This window comes from Shewanella algidipiscicola, from assembly GCF_900380485.1.
GTDB classification, from domain to species: domain Bacteria; phylum Pseudomonadota; class Gammaproteobacteria; order Enterobacterales; family Shewanellaceae; genus Shewanella; species Shewanella algidipiscicola.
Genome location: NZ_OXJV01000001.1, coordinates 60866 through 76728, shown reverse-complemented (window position 1 = coordinate 76728; position 15863 = coordinate 60866). Strand labels below are relative to the sequence as shown.

General features: G+C 47.1%; 17 protein-coding genes and 1 tRNA gene. 9 read left to right on the top strand and 9 right to left on the bottom strand.

Annotated features, from left to right (window positions below):
* Positions 1-74: 74 nt before the first annotated feature.
* From argS to tsgA, 8 genes are all read left to right on the top strand, one after another.
* The gene (gene argS / locus DN599_RS00355) at positions 75-1820 is read left to right on the top strand and encodes an arginine--tRNA ligase (protein WP_110455683.1); all 1746 of its coding nucleotides are present in this window, start codon (positions 75-77) and stop codon (positions 1818-1820) included.
* Positions 1821-1834: 14 nt separating this feature from the next.
* Complete coding sequence (locus DN599_RS00350; RefSeq protein WP_110455682.1) at positions 1835-2413, top strand: SPOR domain-containing protein; 579 nt, start codon at positions 1835-1837, stop codon at positions 2411-2413.
* A gap of 222 nt (positions 2414-2635) precedes the next feature.
* Positions 2636-3160 (top strand): ATP-dependent protease subunit HslV, encoded by a 525-nt coding sequence (hslV, locus tag DN599_RS00345; protein WP_110455681.1) that lies wholly within the window; start codon positions 2636-2638, stop codon positions 3158-3160.
* A gap of 54 nt (positions 3161-3214) precedes the next feature.
* Positions 3215-4540, top strand: coding sequence for an HslU--HslV peptidase ATPase subunit (gene hslU / locus DN599_RS00340; RefSeq protein WP_110455680.1), 1326 nt, complete (start codon positions 3215-3217; stop codon positions 4538-4540).
* 88 nt (positions 4541-4628) lie between these two features.
* Positions 4629-5018: a gamma-butyrobetaine hydroxylase family protein gene (locus tag DN599_RS00335; protein WP_110455679.1), complete on the top strand. Its 390-nt coding sequence runs from the start codon at positions 4629-4631 to the stop codon at positions 5016-5018.
* A gap of 45 nt (positions 5019-5063) precedes the next feature.
* Positions 5064-5498 (top strand): DUF3859 domain-containing protein, encoded by a 435-nt coding sequence (locus DN599_RS00330; RefSeq protein ID WP_110455678.1) that lies wholly within the window; start codon positions 5064-5066, stop codon positions 5496-5498.
* Between the two features lie 189 nt (positions 5499-5687).
* Positions 5688-6392, top strand: a complete 705-nt coding sequence (deoD, locus tag DN599_RS00325) for a purine-nucleoside phosphorylase (RefSeq protein ID WP_110455677.1) — start codon at positions 5688-5690, stop codon at positions 6390-6392.
* 80 nt (positions 6393-6472) lie between these two features.
* On the top strand, positions 6473-7642 hold the full coding sequence (gene tsgA / locus DN599_RS00320; RefSeq protein WP_110455676.1) for an MFS transporter TsgA: 1170 nt from the start codon (positions 6473-6475) through the stop codon (positions 7640-7642).
* 42 nt (positions 7643-7684) lie between these two features.
* Here tsgA and DN599_RS00315 read toward each other — a convergent pair whose 3' ends face one another.
* The 9 genes from DN599_RS00315 to DN599_RS00270 all read right to left on the bottom strand — a co-directional run bounded on the left by DN599_RS00315 (position 7685) and on the right by DN599_RS00270 (position 14163).
* Positions 7685-8356: a Crp/Fnr family transcriptional regulator gene (locus DN599_RS00315; RefSeq protein ID WP_110455675.1), complete on the bottom strand. Its 672-nt coding sequence runs from the start codon at positions 8354-8356 to the stop codon at positions 7685-7687.
* 34 nt (positions 8357-8390) lie between these two features.
* Complete coding sequence (locus DN599_RS00310; RefSeq protein ID WP_110455674.1) at positions 8391-8696, bottom strand: monooxygenase; 306 nt, start codon at positions 8694-8696, stop codon at positions 8391-8393.
* Between the two features lie 66 nt (positions 8697-8762).
* On the bottom strand, positions 8763-9317 hold the full coding sequence (cyaB, locus tag DN599_RS00305) for a class IV adenylate cyclase (RefSeq protein WP_110455673.1): 555 nt from the start codon (positions 9315-9317) through the stop codon (positions 8763-8765).
* Positions 9318-9507: 190 nt separating this feature from the next.
* A complete protein-coding gene (locus tag DN599_RS00300) occupies positions 9508-10014 on the bottom strand; it encodes a GNAT family N-acetyltransferase (RefSeq protein ID WP_204165077.1) in 507 nt (168 codons plus the stop codon).
* Between the two features lie 134 nt (positions 10015-10148).
* Positions 10149-10604: a hypothetical protein gene (locus tag DN599_RS00295; protein ID WP_162599125.1), complete on the bottom strand. Its 456-nt coding sequence runs from the start codon at positions 10602-10604 to the stop codon at positions 10149-10151.
* Between the two features lie 352 nt (positions 10605-10956).
* Positions 10957-11793, bottom strand: coding sequence for a leucine-rich repeat domain-containing protein (locus DN599_RS00285; RefSeq protein WP_110455670.1), 837 nt, complete (start codon positions 11791-11793; stop codon positions 10957-10959).
* 606 nt (positions 11794-12399) lie between these two features.
* Positions 12400-12490: transfer RNA gene (locus DN599_RS00280), tRNA-Ser, on the bottom strand.
* Between the two features lie 374 nt (positions 12491-12864).
* Positions 12865-13551 (bottom strand): pyrimidine 5'-nucleotidase, encoded by a 687-nt coding sequence (gene yjjG, locus DN599_RS00275; RefSeq protein WP_110455669.1) that lies wholly within the window; start codon positions 13549-13551, stop codon positions 12865-12867.
* A gap of 108 nt (positions 13552-13659) precedes the next feature.
* Positions 13660-14163 carry a hypothetical protein gene (locus DN599_RS00270; RefSeq protein WP_239473191.1) on the bottom strand — a complete coding sequence of 168 codons (504 nt, stop codon included), beginning with the start codon at positions 14161-14163 and terminating at the stop codon, positions 13660-13662.
* Positions 14164-14329: 166 nt separating this feature from the next.
* Here DN599_RS00270 and ubiD point away from each other — a divergent pair, with 166 nt between their 5' ends.
* Positions 14330-15811 (top strand): 4-hydroxy-3-polyprenylbenzoate decarboxylase, encoded by a 1482-nt coding sequence (ubiD, locus tag DN599_RS00265; RefSeq protein ID WP_110455668.1) that lies wholly within the window; start codon positions 14330-14332, stop codon positions 15809-15811.
* The last annotated feature ends 52 nt before the right edge of the window (positions 15812-15863 follow it).

Below are 15863 nucleotides of genomic sequence, written 5' to 3'. Positions count from 1 at the left end.
GCCACCACTAGCGGCTAAAATGTACGGTTATCCCTGAATCTTTTTATCTTTAAGTAACTGTCGATTAAACGCCAATGAAATCACATATTCAATCTTTGCTCGAACAAGCCATTCAGACCCTAAAGCAGCAGGAGATCGTGCCTGCCGATTTTGAAGCGCGCATTCAAGTCGACCGAACTAAAGACAAAACCCACGGTGATTTTGCCACTAACTTAGCCATGATGTTGACTAAAGTGGCGCGCAAAAATCCGCGTGAGTTGGCCCAGCTGATCATCGACAGTTTGCCGCAAGACAGCCAAGTGGCTAAAGTGGAAATTGCAGGGCCAGGCTTTATCAACTTCTTTATTGATGACAATGCCTTAGCCACACAGCTAATGACAGCGCTCAAAGACGATCACCTCGGTGTCGTACTCCCCACACCGCAAACCGTGGTGGTTGACTACTCGTCACCCAACCTTGCCAAAGAGATGCACGTAGGTCACCTACGTTCAACCATCATTGGTGACAGTGTGGTACGCGCGCTGGAATTTCAAGGACACAAGGTGATCCGTCAAAACCATGTGGGCGATTGGGGCACCCAGTTCGGCATGTTGCTGGCTTACATGGAAGAGCTGCGCGCCGCGAAAGGCGAGCAAGCCAAAATGGAACTGTCAGATCTTGAAAGTTTCTACCGCGCCGCCAAAGTGCGCTTCGATGAGTCAGAAGAGTTTGCCACCCGCGCCCGTAAATTGGTGGTTGAACTGCAATCAGGCGATGAGTACTGCAACAAATTATGGCGCGAGTTTAACGACATATCCTTAAGCCACTGCCATCAAGTGTATGAGCGTTTAGGCGTGAGCCTGACCCGCGCCGATGTGCGCGGTGAAAGTGCTTACAACGACGATTTAGCCCAAGTGGTGGCCGACCTTGATGCACAAGGCCTATTGTCTGAAAGCAATGGCGCTAAAGTGGTGTTTCAAGACGAATTTAAAACCAAAGAGGGTGAGCCGCTGCCGGTTATCATCCAAAAAGCCGATGGCGGTTATCTGTACGCCACCAGTGATTTGGCGGCGATGCGTTATCGCTCAAATGTGCTTAAAGCCGATCGCGCGCTCTACTTTGTCGATCTACGCCAAGGGCTACACTTCCAGCAAGTGTTTAATTTAGCGCGCAAAGCCAACTTTGTTAATCTGAACATGAGCTTAGAGCATATGGGCTTTGGCACCATGAACGGCGAAGATGGCCGACCATTCAAGACCCGCTCGGGTGGCGTCGTGAAACTGGTGGATCTACTCAGCGAAGCTGAAACGCGCGCATTAGAATTAGTGCGCAGCAAAAACCCAGATATGGATCAAGCCGAGCTAGAGCAGATCGCTAAAGTCGTGGGCATAAGCTCGGTCAAATATGCCGACCTGTCGAAAAACCGCACCAGCGATTACATCTTCAGCTTTGAGCAGATGCTCAGCTTCGAAGGCAATACCGCACCTTACCTACTTTATGCCTATACCCGCATCGCGGGGATATTCAAGCGTGCGGCAGATGTCGATTTAAGCGATGCCAGCATCACTCTTGAGCATGACAAAGAGAAAGAGTTAGGCACTAAATTGGCTCAGTTTGGCGAAGTGCTTAATCGCATGGTCGACAAAGGTCAACCTCATGCCTTATGTGGTTACCTATTTGAACTTGCGGGGGCATTCTCTAGCTTTTATGAGGCCTGCCCAGTACTCGCCGCCGATTCAGAGGCCGAGAAGAAGAGCCGTTTGCTCTTATCGCAACTGACCGCCAACACATTGAAGCAAGGTCTAGACCTACTCGGTATCGACACCTTAGAGCGCATGTAACGTAAGGCGGTAACATGAGCAATCGCGACTACGCCAACAGAAAGCCGGCCAATAAAAGCCGGCCCCGAGGTGGTAGAGGGAAATCTGCCGCCCAAGCGCCACGACGCTTCCCGATACTGCTGACCTTAGTGACGGTCGCCCTGCTGGGCGGCTTTGGTTATTTTCTCTGGAGCATTAACGATAGCGCCGACGAACAAGTACCAGCCCCTGCGGCTAAGCCAGTAGTGCAACCTAAGGTTGAAAAACGTGACCCTAACGCGCTGCCGCCCAAACCCAAAGAGGAGTGGACTTATCAGCGCGAGCTCGAAAATAAGCGCGTCGAAGTCGATATTCCAGAGCAGACCCAACCGACCCGTCCCTATCAGATGCAGTGCGGATCCTTTAGAAAAGAATCCCAAGCCAATGAGATGAAAGCCATGATTGCCTTTCAAGGACTCGAAGCTCAAGTGCGAAAAGTTCAAGGCACCAAAGGCATGTGGTACAAGGTGGTACTCGGCCCTTACGAGCGTAAGCGCGTGGCCGAAAGACAGCGCCATGTGCTACAACGCGGTGGTCTCAATGGCTGCCAAATTTGGTTTTGGGAAGGTGACTAAGCCTTTTCTCACAAAAACGGGCCTTATGCCCGTTTTTGTTATCCTTCTTCCTTGGTAAGTAATGCTGAAAAATGCCGCAACCGACCCAGCTTTCACATTAAAAAACGCCAAACGCTAACAACGACCACTCACTTGCCTTGAATTTTTAACGGCTGTCCCCCATATCTTAAATATTGTCCACCGAAGGGTTTCCTACCCCTCGGCTAGAGAAGAGGAAATATCGTGACCACAATCGTTTCAGTACGTCGCAACAATCAAGTTGTCATTGCCGGTGATGGCCAAGTCTCACTGGGAAATACAGTGATGAAAGGAAACGCAAAAAAGGTTCGACGCCTTTACCACAATAAAGTACTCGCCGGATTTGCTGGCGGTACTGCCGATGCATTTACCCTGTTTGAGCGCTTCGAAGCAAAGTTAGAGATGCACCAAGGACAACTGATGCGCGCCGCGGTCGAAATGGCCAAAGATTGGCGTTCAGACAAGGTGCTACGCAAGCTCGAAGCCCTATTAGCCGTAGCCGATAGCGAATGCTCGTTGATCATCACAGGTAACGGTGACGTAGTGCAACCAGAGAACGATCTTATCGCCATAGGCTCTGGGGGCAACTTTGCCCAAGCCGCGGCCACTGCACTGCTTGAGAATACCGAGCTCAGCGCGAAAGAGATCGCCGAGAAATCGTTAACTATTGCTGGTGATATCTGCGTGTTCACCAACCAATTCAAAACGATAGAAGAACTGAATTACTGATCTTGAGCTCAGCTCGAGATCAATAACCTATGCAGCATGCATTAAGGGAAAACTATGTCTGAGATGACTCCTAGAGAGATTGTTCACGAACTGGACAGTCATATCATTGGCCAACAAGCGGCAAAACGCTCTGTCGCCATCGCCCTGCGTAATCGCTGGCGCCGTATGCAGCTTAATGAAGATCTGCGCCAAGAGGTCACCCCCAAGAATATTCTGATGATCGGCCCAACCGGTGTCGGTAAAACTGAAATTGCTCGCCGTTTAGCCAAGCTGGCCAAGGCGCCTTTTATCAAAGTCGAAGCGACCAAGTTCACCGAAGTGGGCTATGTCGGTAAAGAAGTTGAGCAGATCATTCGCGATCTTACCGATGCCGCCATAAACCTGACCCGCGAAGAGCAGATGATCAAATGCAAATTCAGAGCCGAAGAAGCGGCTGAAGAGCGCATTCTCGATGCATTACTGCCTAAGCCTAAAGAAGATTGGGACAGCGAAAGTAAAGATGACTCGGCCACGCGTCAGGTCTTTCGTAAGAAGTTACGCGAAGGCCAGCTAGACGATAAAGAGATTGAAATTGACATCTCGGCGCCGCAAATGGGTATCGAAATCATGTCGCCTCCCGGCATGGAAGAGATGACCAATCAGCTGCAAAGCCTGTTCCAAAACATGGGCCCAGGCGCCAGTAAGCGCCGCAAGATGCCCATCAAGGAAGCTTACAAGCTACTTATCGAAGAGGAAGCCGCTAAGCTGGTGAATCAGGATGACCTAAAAGAGCAAGCCATTGAGTTGGTTGAGCAGCACGGCATCGTGTTTCTTGATGAGATTGACAAAATTTGTAAGCGCGGCGAGTCATCAGGTCCTGATGTCTCACGCGAAGGGGTACAACGTGACCTACTGCCGCTGGTTGAGGGCTGCACTGTCACCACTAAACATGGCATGGTAAAAACCGACCATATTTTGTTTATCGCCTCTGGTGCATTCCAGATGTCTAAACCGTCAGATTTGATCCCAGAGCTGCAGGGGCGTCTGCCGATCCGCGTCGAACTACAAGCGCTATCGGCCGATGACTTTAAACGCATTTTGACCGAGCCGCACGCCTCGCTCACCGAGCAATACGTAGCGCTCATGGCAACCGAAGGCGTTAAGATTGAGTTTACCGAATCGGGCATAGAGCGCATAGCTCAAGCTGCATGGCAGGTTAACGAGCGCACCGAAAACATCGGCGCACGTCGTCTACACACTGTGATGGAGCGCCTAATGGAAGAGCTCTCTTTTGAAGCGTCGGATAAATCGGGTAGCAGCACCATTATCGACGCTGACTACGTTAATGCACACCTAGATAACTTGGTACAAGACGAAGACTTAAGCCGCTTTATCTTGTAATACTTAGGGGCCTAGGCGGTATCACCTAGGCCCCCTTTGTATCAATTAAGTATTATTGCTCTTTACCTCACATAACAAGGCCAATCAGATGTCAGTTGAAAGCCCCAAGGTCACAGGACTAAAACTCAAGCGCAAGTCTCGCCTATTAGAAGTCAGTTTCGATGATGGCAACACTTACGCGTTAAGCTGTGAACTACTGCGAGTGTACTCGCCATCGGCAGAGGTCCATGGCCACGGTAATCCTGTACTGGTCACCCATAAGAAAAACGTCAATATCGATGCTATCACCCCCGTGGGGAACTATGCGGTAAAATTAGTGTTTGATGATGGTCACGATACCGGCTTGTTCTCTTGGAAAATCTTGTATGACTTAGCCACCAATCAGGTCGAATTGTGGGAAAAGTATCTCGCTAGGTTACGCGCGGCTAAGGCGAGCCGTGAGCCTATGATCGATATGGCGGTTAAGTACCATAACTAGAGTCTGTTGACCCTATTTTCAATTTAAGCAAGGGAAACCCGCTGCGTGTCAAAACTCAAAGCCGATGTGTCTATCATCCAAGCAGGCATTTTCAGTCAATGGGATGATGAGAGCGATGCCCTGCCTAAATTTATGAAAGCCACCGTACATGTGCCTGCCATCCTAGATATCGAATTTGGCTTTGTGGCGCAAATAAAAAAAGCCAAGAATCAAAAACTCAGATATTGCATATATCACCCCGATATTCCTGACGATAAGGGAGAGGTTAGGCCACCTTTTGAGGGCGACGTCTTCGTCGAATCTAACGACTGGCGATTCTACCTCGGTGATACTATCTGGGCGCCTGAACACAACAAAGTGGGCAAGTGGCGCATGACCTTAGCGCTAAAAGATAAGGTGGTCGCCGACAAGACATTTCACGTCCACTTACATGATGAACAGAGCCAAGTCAGTGCCTTTTGGAAACATCGCGGCTATTAATTCCCACCGAGATTATCGTTAACGCCCACCCAAAAACGCCTATTCCAACGACTCTTAGAGCCTTAATCCCGCTTATTTTGTGAGCCAGGCGGATATTTGGCACATATTGCCGTCAATGCGGACTTATGTCCTCTAGCCATTTTAAAGCGGCCATTACTATCGAGAATAATCAATGACAGAGGATTATTCATGACTGCACATATCAATGGTAAAGTGGGCGACTTTGCCGAAACCATCATCATGCCTGGTGACCCACTGCGCGCTAAATATATCGCCGAACACTACCTCGATGACGCCAAAGAGATCACCAACATTCGTAATATGTTGGGCTATACCGGATTTTATAAAGGCCAGCGTATTTCAGTCATGGGACACGGCATGGGCATCCCCTCAATGGTGCTTTACGCCCATGAACTGATCGCCGAATTTAATGTTAAACGCATTATTCGTGTCGGTAGCCTAGGAGCAACGCAACACCACGTTAAGATTAACGATGTGATCCTAGCGCAAGCAGCAGGCACGGACTCACCCACCAATGCCAAACGTAGCAGCGGCTATCAGATGGCGACCTCAGCCACATTCGACTTACTGCATAAAGCCTACACTATCGCCCAAGAGAAACAGATCAGTGTGAAGGTGGGCAACATTTTCAGTGGTGACATGTATTACGACCCAGATGAAGACATGATCCCTGCCCTAGAACGTTTTGGGGTACTGGGCGTCGATATGGAAGTGGCCGGTTTATATGGCTTAGCGCATCACAAAGGCATCGAATCATTGGCGATTTTAACGGTATCCGATCACTGCTTAACCGGTGAAGAGACCACTGCCGAGGCGCGCCAACTGACATTTAATCAAATGATTGAGCTGGCATTAGCAACCGCTCATCAGTAACACCACTAGGCATGAAGGTGAGCTTCATGCCATTTAGGCGCGCTCATAATGAGCAGCATCAGCAAATTAGGACGTAAAAAATGAAAAATAAAATATCCTTAACCTTGCTCAGCTTTTTAGCCAATTTTGTCATGGCAGGCTTCGCAACCCAATTTGGTATGTTGATAGAACCGATAGCCAATAAATTCTCAGCTAACGTTAACGAAGTCGCCTCTATTTTCTCCCTGCTCAATGGCGGCGCCCTCGCCGGCACCATAGCCGCCTTTTTCTTAATTGAAAAAATAGGTGTCAAACGCATCACCTTAATCAGCTATGTCACCATTGCGGCCAGTGCCGCGGCCATGCACTTCACCACCTCATTGAGCGTCGTCATGCTTGCCATGACTCTGATTGGGTTATGCGGTGGTGTAGGACTATGTATTGCCGGCACCATTGTGGTCTCGGTTTGGAAAGATAAAATCCAAAGCACCATGCTTGTGGTGCAAGACGCCACCTTTAACGTGGCGGGGGTGGTGTTTCCGATGATCACCACTTACGCATTGAGCAATGCGTTATCGTGGAGTTACAGCTACCTTGCCGTCGGTATTGTCGCCCTGAGTACCGCAGGTGTGGCCTTGTTAACCAACTTTTCATTGTGTGAAAGCAGCAATGAAACCACTGGGGCTAAAGATGAGTCCGAATGGAACCTTGGTATCATCAGTGGTGGCGTAGGCTTGTTCCTTGGCATGTTGGCGCTGTACACCTTCCTGACGTGGGCGCCAATGTTTGTCAAAACCAAGTTCGACATCCCCTTCGAAGACGCTGGCAATATCATCACGCAATATTGGTCTGCCGCACTGGTTGGTGCCTTGGTCTCAACTGTGATTGTGTCGCGCGTCAAGATCCAACATTTCGTGACGGGGATGATAAGCCTCGCCTTGGTAATCACCAGTTTGATTGTGACCACAGACAACGTGGAGTCGATTGGCTACCTAACTTATGGTTACGGCTTTGCCTGCGCCGCCTTGTATAACGCCTTTATTGCTTATGGCGTGTCGTTTGTTAAAACCGCCAGTAGCCGCAATGTGTCATACATTTTAATCAGCGGTAGCGCCGGTGCCATGTTTAGCCCCGCCATTAGCTCGCTATTTGAGAGTGTTATCGGCCTGCAAACCGTGATGTATGCGATTCCGGTGATTTACGCCTTAATCATTGCCATGCTAGTGGTTTCTAATCGCCAGCAAGTCAGGTTAACTGCCCAAACGCATTAATCTTAAGCCGCACTTGATGGCCCCGAATAGGTTATTTGGGGCCTATTCAATAAAGGCTTTAAGACCCGCTAGATCACAGATCATTAAGCCCTCTTTATCCCGTTTAATCAGCCCTAAATCTTCAAGGCTTTTCACCGCGCGGCGATACACTCTATCTGTGGTAGCAAAACGCTCGGCCTCTAAATAACACTTAGTGAACCCTTCTACTGGTTGGTCTTGTAAATGTTGATGATAAAGATCATAGGCGATGTTATACGCGATGGGATAGAGCATTCTACGCGTAAAAATGTCCACCGTATCTTGATAATCGATGGCGATGGCACTGGCAAAAAACAGCGCAAATTTAGGCGTTTTTAGCAAAGCGTGCTGCAGCTTATCACCATTGATAATCGCGATTTCTAAAGGCTCTTCGGCGATAATGTCGAGCTGGCACAAGTAGTTAGTAAAAAACTCCATTTCACCAAATAACTGCGAATCGCAGTTCATGGTTCCCAGCTGAAAACTCCGGCCATTTCGGGCGGTATATCCCATAGAAATACGCCCATGAGGCACCAAAATCAGTGCATCGACCTGCTGGCCTTGTTGCATTAACTTATACTGCCCCGCCACGGTTTTGGTTTCGGTAATGCACTCTCTCATCACCCGTTCAATGGCATCATGTTCCTGTTGCCACATCGGCTGGAAACGGCCTTTAGCCAGCGATTTTAGCTGCATAATGGTATCGATAATAGGTTAAATTTAACGGTGATTAGGCGAACGGCGCCTTGTTGATCAGCGACAGAGGCGTATTAATATCAAAAATGATACCGCGCACCTCAGTAATCCCCATCGCCTGCAACCGAGCCGTGTGCATAGTTAAATAGGCGCTAGCCGATGCTTCATCCTCAAACAGGTAAATACCGCCGCCGAGTTTATTGGTTGCGCTCTCGGTCCAAATTTTCCAGATTAGCCCGGGTTCGTTATTGATCGACTCGGCTAACCCTTGCAATGCTCGTGACATCTCCTCGCCAAATGGGCCCGAAAAATCAAAATCCACTTGCAGTAACTTGCTCATCATCACGCTCCAACAGTCTGGTCTACATCTAGGGCAGGCTCAACACCTGCCAAAAAGGAGATCAATTTACGCCTTTCGCACCTGACTTTGCAAGGTACGATAAGAACGATGCTCGCGATCTTGCTCACTTAAGCCAAATTGCATGGCCAAGTTCAGTAGTTGCAATCGATAATCATCAAGCAAGCTGACCTCATCTGTCATAATGGCAAATTCGGCAAAATCCCCCACCCCCTCCAGATGATCGACTGTGATGTGAAAATCACCAACAAAATAGATGCTACGTACCTTATTTATCTGCTGCACTTTCACATATCCTAGCGTCTGCAACATGCTAATGGCTTTAGATACATCGCTAATATTGGTGGCTTCACAACGGTCGGCCTCGGGGCCTTTGACTATCCAAAGTTTGATACCCGAAGGCTGCATATCTCGAATGCAGAGACTTTTATGTTGCGCTAATAGATGCCGCTCAGGCGTATCGAAATAGGTGTCTGATTCAAGGTTATCTTGCAGCATCATCTCATGGGGCATACTGCCTAATTTTGCTAGAAATGTGCTTTTAGATGGGATGCGGTACTTTAATTCGACCTCGAATTTACCTTCAAAATGCTGCTGACTCACAACGTCTACTCACTGCTCAATACATGCCGATAGCATAACATGAGGCGATGCAATAAGGCCGATTGACTGTGTAATAAACAACGCAAGCATCGACAATAGTAATACCGAGGACGTTCAGCTAACGCCCCCCATTATTATAATATGGACGTTGCTAAAACCGGGGGATTACCATTATTCTGACTCCCCCTGATTAGCCTTGAGCTGAAAATGCTTCATGGTACGACACCTCGCCATGGGGAAATATACCTTCAAACGACAGCGCCTGAAAGTATTCAGCAGGTACACCGGGGAGAGTCAGTCCATCGACAACCTTGAATCCGAAACGGCAATAAAAACTTGGATCGCCAAGAACTACACAGCCAGAGGCTCCCATTAATTCGAGTGCAGCGAGAGAGTGATTCATTAAGCGAGAACCCACACCTTGACCTTGAAATTCGGGCAGGACAGATATAGGCCCAAGTCCATACCAGTGAGTTGCACCATTTGAAAGCGTAACTGGAGAAATCGCAACATGTCCAATAATCTCTCCGTCAGCTTTAGCAACCAGCGAGATGGTCAGCATACCTGCGCGGCGAAGCGCATCAACGATAAACTGCTCAGTGTGATCGGTATGTGGAGCATTTAAAAACGCCTGCTCCGTAAGTTGATGTATTTTAGCCGCATCGGCAGGACTTTCATGACTTATTTGAATGTTCAATTTTGATCTCCTAACAGCTTAACGATATACCGCACCTCATGACGAGTAGACTAATTATGGGCGACAAAATCTAATAAAAAATAGGCCACTGGATTACAGTGGCCGCACGTTAGACATCAAACCGACGACATTGGTTATGCTTCGAGATACTTTCCAATACCAGGCCAATTATCCCTATCTTTAAAGTCATTAATTTTGTAACCACTGCCATTGGTAAAAGTGTCACGCACTTCGTCTAACAGCAAACAACACCATGAAAATGTATTTTTAGGATTACCAAGGCAATTATGACGAAACACCGATGTATGAGTGATAACATTTGAGTCAATCATGCTGGCATGAATCTTTTCAATAATGCTTAACATCGTATTATATGTACAGTCGATAGACATAAAATACAGATTATTCGAAATTGGTATACTGGTCTTTTCGTAGGTTTTTTCGGCATCAACAACTGACTCGATAGCGCCTAAAAGTGATCCTATATCTTGCTCAACATGCACTAAAACAAAACAGGGATCATCATAATCATCCATACTTTGTAGATATTGGCCTATTGAATCTGGGATTTCCTTTAATAACTTACTCATTAATTACTACCTACAATTAATAATATTGGCACTTAATGCCACATGAAGATATAAACGATGCTAGGGCCTGTTGATCTTTCAAGCTTGTTTTTACAGCGAATTGCTGGGTATTTATACAAGGCAGACGCTTTGTGGTGCAGTTGTTCTGCATAAAAAGCTGAGAACGCAGTAGAAATACCCAACAAACGCTGCCCGAAGTAGTCGAACAAAATTCAACCAGCAAAGATCAACAGGCCCTAGCTACCTAATTCAAACCACTGCACAGGAAACAAAATCCAACGTAAATATCAACAGATCAAATGTGCCCCTCTTGATATTTGGCTATATTTTTAGGCTGTTATCGCAAGCATAACTACTCTTGAACCTGCACCCCTTCATCGACTTCATAATCATCTAAAGCAGAATTAGCACGTATATCGAGTTTAACGAGTGGATTCTCAGTTGCCCATAGGGCTCTCAATTTAGGGTTATGGCTAATATCCAACTCAGTCAACTTGTTATCTGTGATATATAGCTTCTTTAAGTTGCTATTTTGACTCAAATCTAATTCAGGTAACTGGTTATACATCAGGCTCAACTTGCTGAGTTGCGTGTTATTACTAATATCAACTTTAACCAACTGGTTATCATTTAAGCCAACTTGAACCAGTTGTGGATTATGACTGAGATCTATCTCTTTTAAGTTGTTTTCTTTGGCCCACAAATATTTTAACTGTTTATTTTCTGATAAATTCAGCGTCTCAATATTGTTAGATACTACGCCTAGATCGGTAAGCTGTGGGTTTCGAGTAAGATCTAAATCGATGATCTGATTAAAACTGACATTGAGTTCAGTAAGTTTTGAGTTGTTATTGAGATCTAAGCCAGTTAGACGTGATTTAGTGATAGACACTGAAGTAAGCTCAGTATTATTACTGAGATCTATGCTAGTTAATTGTGATCCTGATAACCACAGCTCCTGCAAAGCAGGGAAGTATTTAACGTCATGGGCGTTATCTATATTTAGCTGCCGACAAACTAACTTAGTTACCTCTGCAGGATTGGTAATTTTTTGCGCTAAGACACACTGTTTAAAATTGTCATCCTTAAATTGAATATCGTTAACATTAAGCACATCAGCCGAAAACGCATTTAAAGATACTGCTAAGCTACATGTAGCCACTGTAAATAATTTTTTGTCACCGATCATATTATAACTCTTTGTAAAATGAATAAATTTTAATGGTGTTTTCTATACTAAAGGCCAATAAAGCACATCCAGAGAAGGATAAGTTTCATGTAAAGCCTGCGCGGTTTTGCAGCCTCGCCAAGCTAAATAGAAAGCGGAGTAGACTGTCACAAAGAAGCCATCAATGATGGTAAGCATACCGCAGATGAATCACCCCCATCCCTCCAAACGCTAAGTCTAAACACAACACACCAAAACCATTAAAGCCTTACTATACAACAGTTTAATCTTGTAGACTAAACTTTTTTTGTAAATGCACGTAGGGTAAAGGTGCTACCAATTGACAGGCCAACACTCAAATGTCGTTCTTAAAACTCAAATAGTAAAAACCCGGTTATCTTTCGATAACCGGGTTTCTTAATGTGGCAAGAGATGGCTGGTTTTAAACGTGAAGAACCCAAGGTTTAAAAACCACTGTAACGACTGCCTCAGCTTGGAACCATAACGAAAAGGGCCACTCTTTCGAGTAGCCCTTTTTCTTAATATGATACAGAGATAGTAAGCTTTAAAAAGACATTAAATTAAACGAAAAAAGGCTTCCATTACTGGAAGCCTTTTTTCTTAATGTGGCGGAGAGATAGGGATTTGAACCCTAGATGGGCTATAAACCCATGCCGGTTTTCAAGACCGGTGCATTCGACCACTCTGCCATCTCTCCGAACGCCGAGAATAATAAGGATACCGCCGAAAAATGTAAAGCCTAAATTGTACTGAATGACTAACAAATAACCCATTAAGGTTATTTTTAATGATAACCGCCTTAAAAACCACCTTTGCGCTGTTAATTTAAACGCTCACCTTTGCCTCTGGCTCCCTGATTTCAGGATAATTAGCACTGCAACGATGCACTATAAGCCGAAGAGGCTGTGACGACACAATGTTCAATAAGGCAACCCACTATTGGCAGACCGCCCCCACTAACAATGTCCCTTTAACAGTAAGCGTTAAGTGACTACTTGCATTCATCGCAATTTAATCAGTCACTATTTAAAATTGAATCCATATTGGCCGATGGCGAGTTAACTCACTCGCTTATCGCGTTGGTTCAGTCTCCAGTAACCGTTGTAGCTCAGACAGTGATCCCACTTGATAATGGGGTGTTATTCCCTCAGGTTGCACTTGATTACTGTGGTTTAACCAGCACGTATCGAATCCCGCATTAAGGCCACCCTGAATGTCTGAGTGGGGATTGTCACCCACCATCAACACATGCTCCCTTGGCGGATGATTCATCTGCGACAGCGCATGATTAAAAATGCCCACATCGGGTTTGGCGACCCCCACCTCTTCAGATATTACCACTGGCGAGAACGCATGTAGCAAGCCAGTACGTTGCAAACGTATGGTCTGCAGCGCGGTGAAGCCGTTGGTGATGATACCCATGTTAACTTTACCATGCAGAGCATCGACCAACTCTTTTGCCCCAGGTAACAAGGTGCAGATGTCAGCCATGGCGGTCAAAAAGGCGCTATTAAGCTGCTCGGCGGTCACTTTTAACTTCTCGGCCCATGCCTGAAAACGGGTGATCTGCAAGTGAGCTGCACTGATCTTACCGTCTTGATAGGCAACCCATAACGGCAAATTGACCGTTTGATACACCTCGAAATCAGTGCGCGTAAAATCCACGCCAAAGCGCGAAAACATCAGCTGTAAGCCACGAAAGGCATCAAAATGAAACAGGGTTTCGTCGGCATCAAACAATATCCATTGGTACTTCATCAAACACTCCAATTACGTCAACTCACCATTTAGTGCGGCTACTGTAATGCCAAGCGACCTTAATGCCAACTCTTAAGTCAGCCAATACTTACCTCAATGCCACGCGGGTTATTTCACGACTTGATAGCTATCGCTGGCCCAATCGTAGCGATATAACACCCCTTGCCATTCATACACAGTTGCGCCATTGTGCTGCCTAACACGCGCATTAGCAGGTAGAGTCTTAATCGCAGCGCTGGTCTGCATCCCGGTGGTGATTTGCAGCGGCGGCCGCACTGGTGTCGACTGTTTAGCAGGCTTAACGACATCGCGCCGCTCATAACGGTAAGGATAACGCCACGCCTGTTGCCAGTAAGGGCGCCAATAGGCAGAACCTGTGCTAAATCCTATATTCCAGCGCCAAGGATCCCTGTAGTCATGCCCCCAGCGGTGGCCCCAACTTGAGCTCCAGCTGGGCTCAACCCAAACATTGCTACGCCAACTGAAACGATCATCATCTTGATTACCTGCGGCTACAGGCATCACGCGCAATAACATCAGTAAACTTAGGCCAATGGCAGGCAAAACCTGCCTTTTAATAGGGTATCGATAAGCCGGTTTAATCTGTTTCATCTGCTATGCTCCAGAGAAAAACATCACCCCATATTACGCCGATTGATGCTGGCTTCAAACTCAGGCCATTTTGCTGAAAAATGACCCATTAACGAATTTGGGAATAGCCAGCAAAAATGGTATAGTGCGCGCCATATCACATTATTCTTAGCGCGAGTATTTCCACATGAGTTTTAAGGATTTACGCAGTTTCATCGATCACCTCGAGCGTAACGGTGAACTTAAACGTATTAGCTATGCTGTCGATCCACACCTAGAGATGACAGAAATTGCCGACCGCGTCTTACGCGCTAAAGGCCCGGCATTACTGTTTGAAAATCCTGTGGGTAAAACCATGCCGGTACTCGCCAACTTATTTGGCACACCTAAACGAGTGGCCATGGCACTAGGTAAAGAAGACCCATTAGCACTGCGTGATGTGGGTGAATTGCTCGCCTTTTTAAAAGAGCCTGAACCGCCGCGCGGCTTTAAAGATGCGATAGCCAAGATCCCCATGTTCAAGCAGGCACTCAACATGCCGCCTAAAACCGTACGCAACCCACCCTGCCAAGAGGTGGTGTTAACTGGTGATGATGTCGATTTAACTCAACTGCCCATCCAGCACTGCTGGCCTGGCGATGTCGCGCCGCTGGTCACTTGGGGTCTCACCATCACCAAAGGGCCGCGCCAAAAACGGCAAAATTTGGGGATCTATCGCCAACAGTTACTGGGTAAAAATAAGCTTATCATGCGCTGGCTCGACCATCGCGGTGGCGCTCTCGACTTTAAAGACTTTAAGCAGCAGCACCCGGGCGAACGTTACCCGGTTGTGGTGGCGCTTGGCAGCGATCCTGTGACCATTTTAGGGGCGGTAACGCCAGTACCTGACTCCATGAGCGAATACGCCTTTGCTGGGTTATTACGTGGTGAGCGCACCGAAGTCTGTAAGGCCATTAGTTGCGATCTTGAAGTGCCGGCGACCAGCGAAATTATCTTAGAGGGGTACATAGACCCAGACGAGATGGCCGAAGAAGGCCCCTATGGCGATCACACTGGTTATTACAACGAAACCGATGAGTTTCCGGTATTTACCGTCACTCACATCAGCCACAGAAAAGACGCTATCTACCATAGCACCTATACCGGCAGGCCACCCGATGAACCCGCTATGCTTGGGGTCGCACTGAATGAAGTCTTTGTGCCTATTTTGCGTAAACAATACCCTGAGATCATCGACTTTTACTTGCCACCTGAAGGGTGTTCTTATCGCATGGCAGTGATCTCCATTCGTAAGCAATATCCGGGTCATGCTAAGCGGGTGATGATGGGCGCTTGGTCTTTCTTGCGTCAATTTATGTATACCAAATTTATTGTGGTGGTCGACGACGATGTTAATTGTCGCGATTGGAACGATGTCATATGGGCCATTACCACTCGTATGGATCCTAAACGCGACACTGTGATGATAGATAATACCCCTATCGACTATCTCGACTTTGCCTCTCCGGTGGCGGGCCTAGGCTCGAAAATGGGCATGGATGCTACCAACAAGTGGCCGGGCGAAACCGATCGCGAATGGGGCACCCCCATTGTCATGGATGAAGCGGTCAAACAGAGAGTCGATAAGATTTGGGATGAATTGGGCATCGATGATGCACCGACCCTATAATTGAGCTGTAAAGCGGCCTAGCCTAGGCCGCTTTACAGTGCACAACATTAAC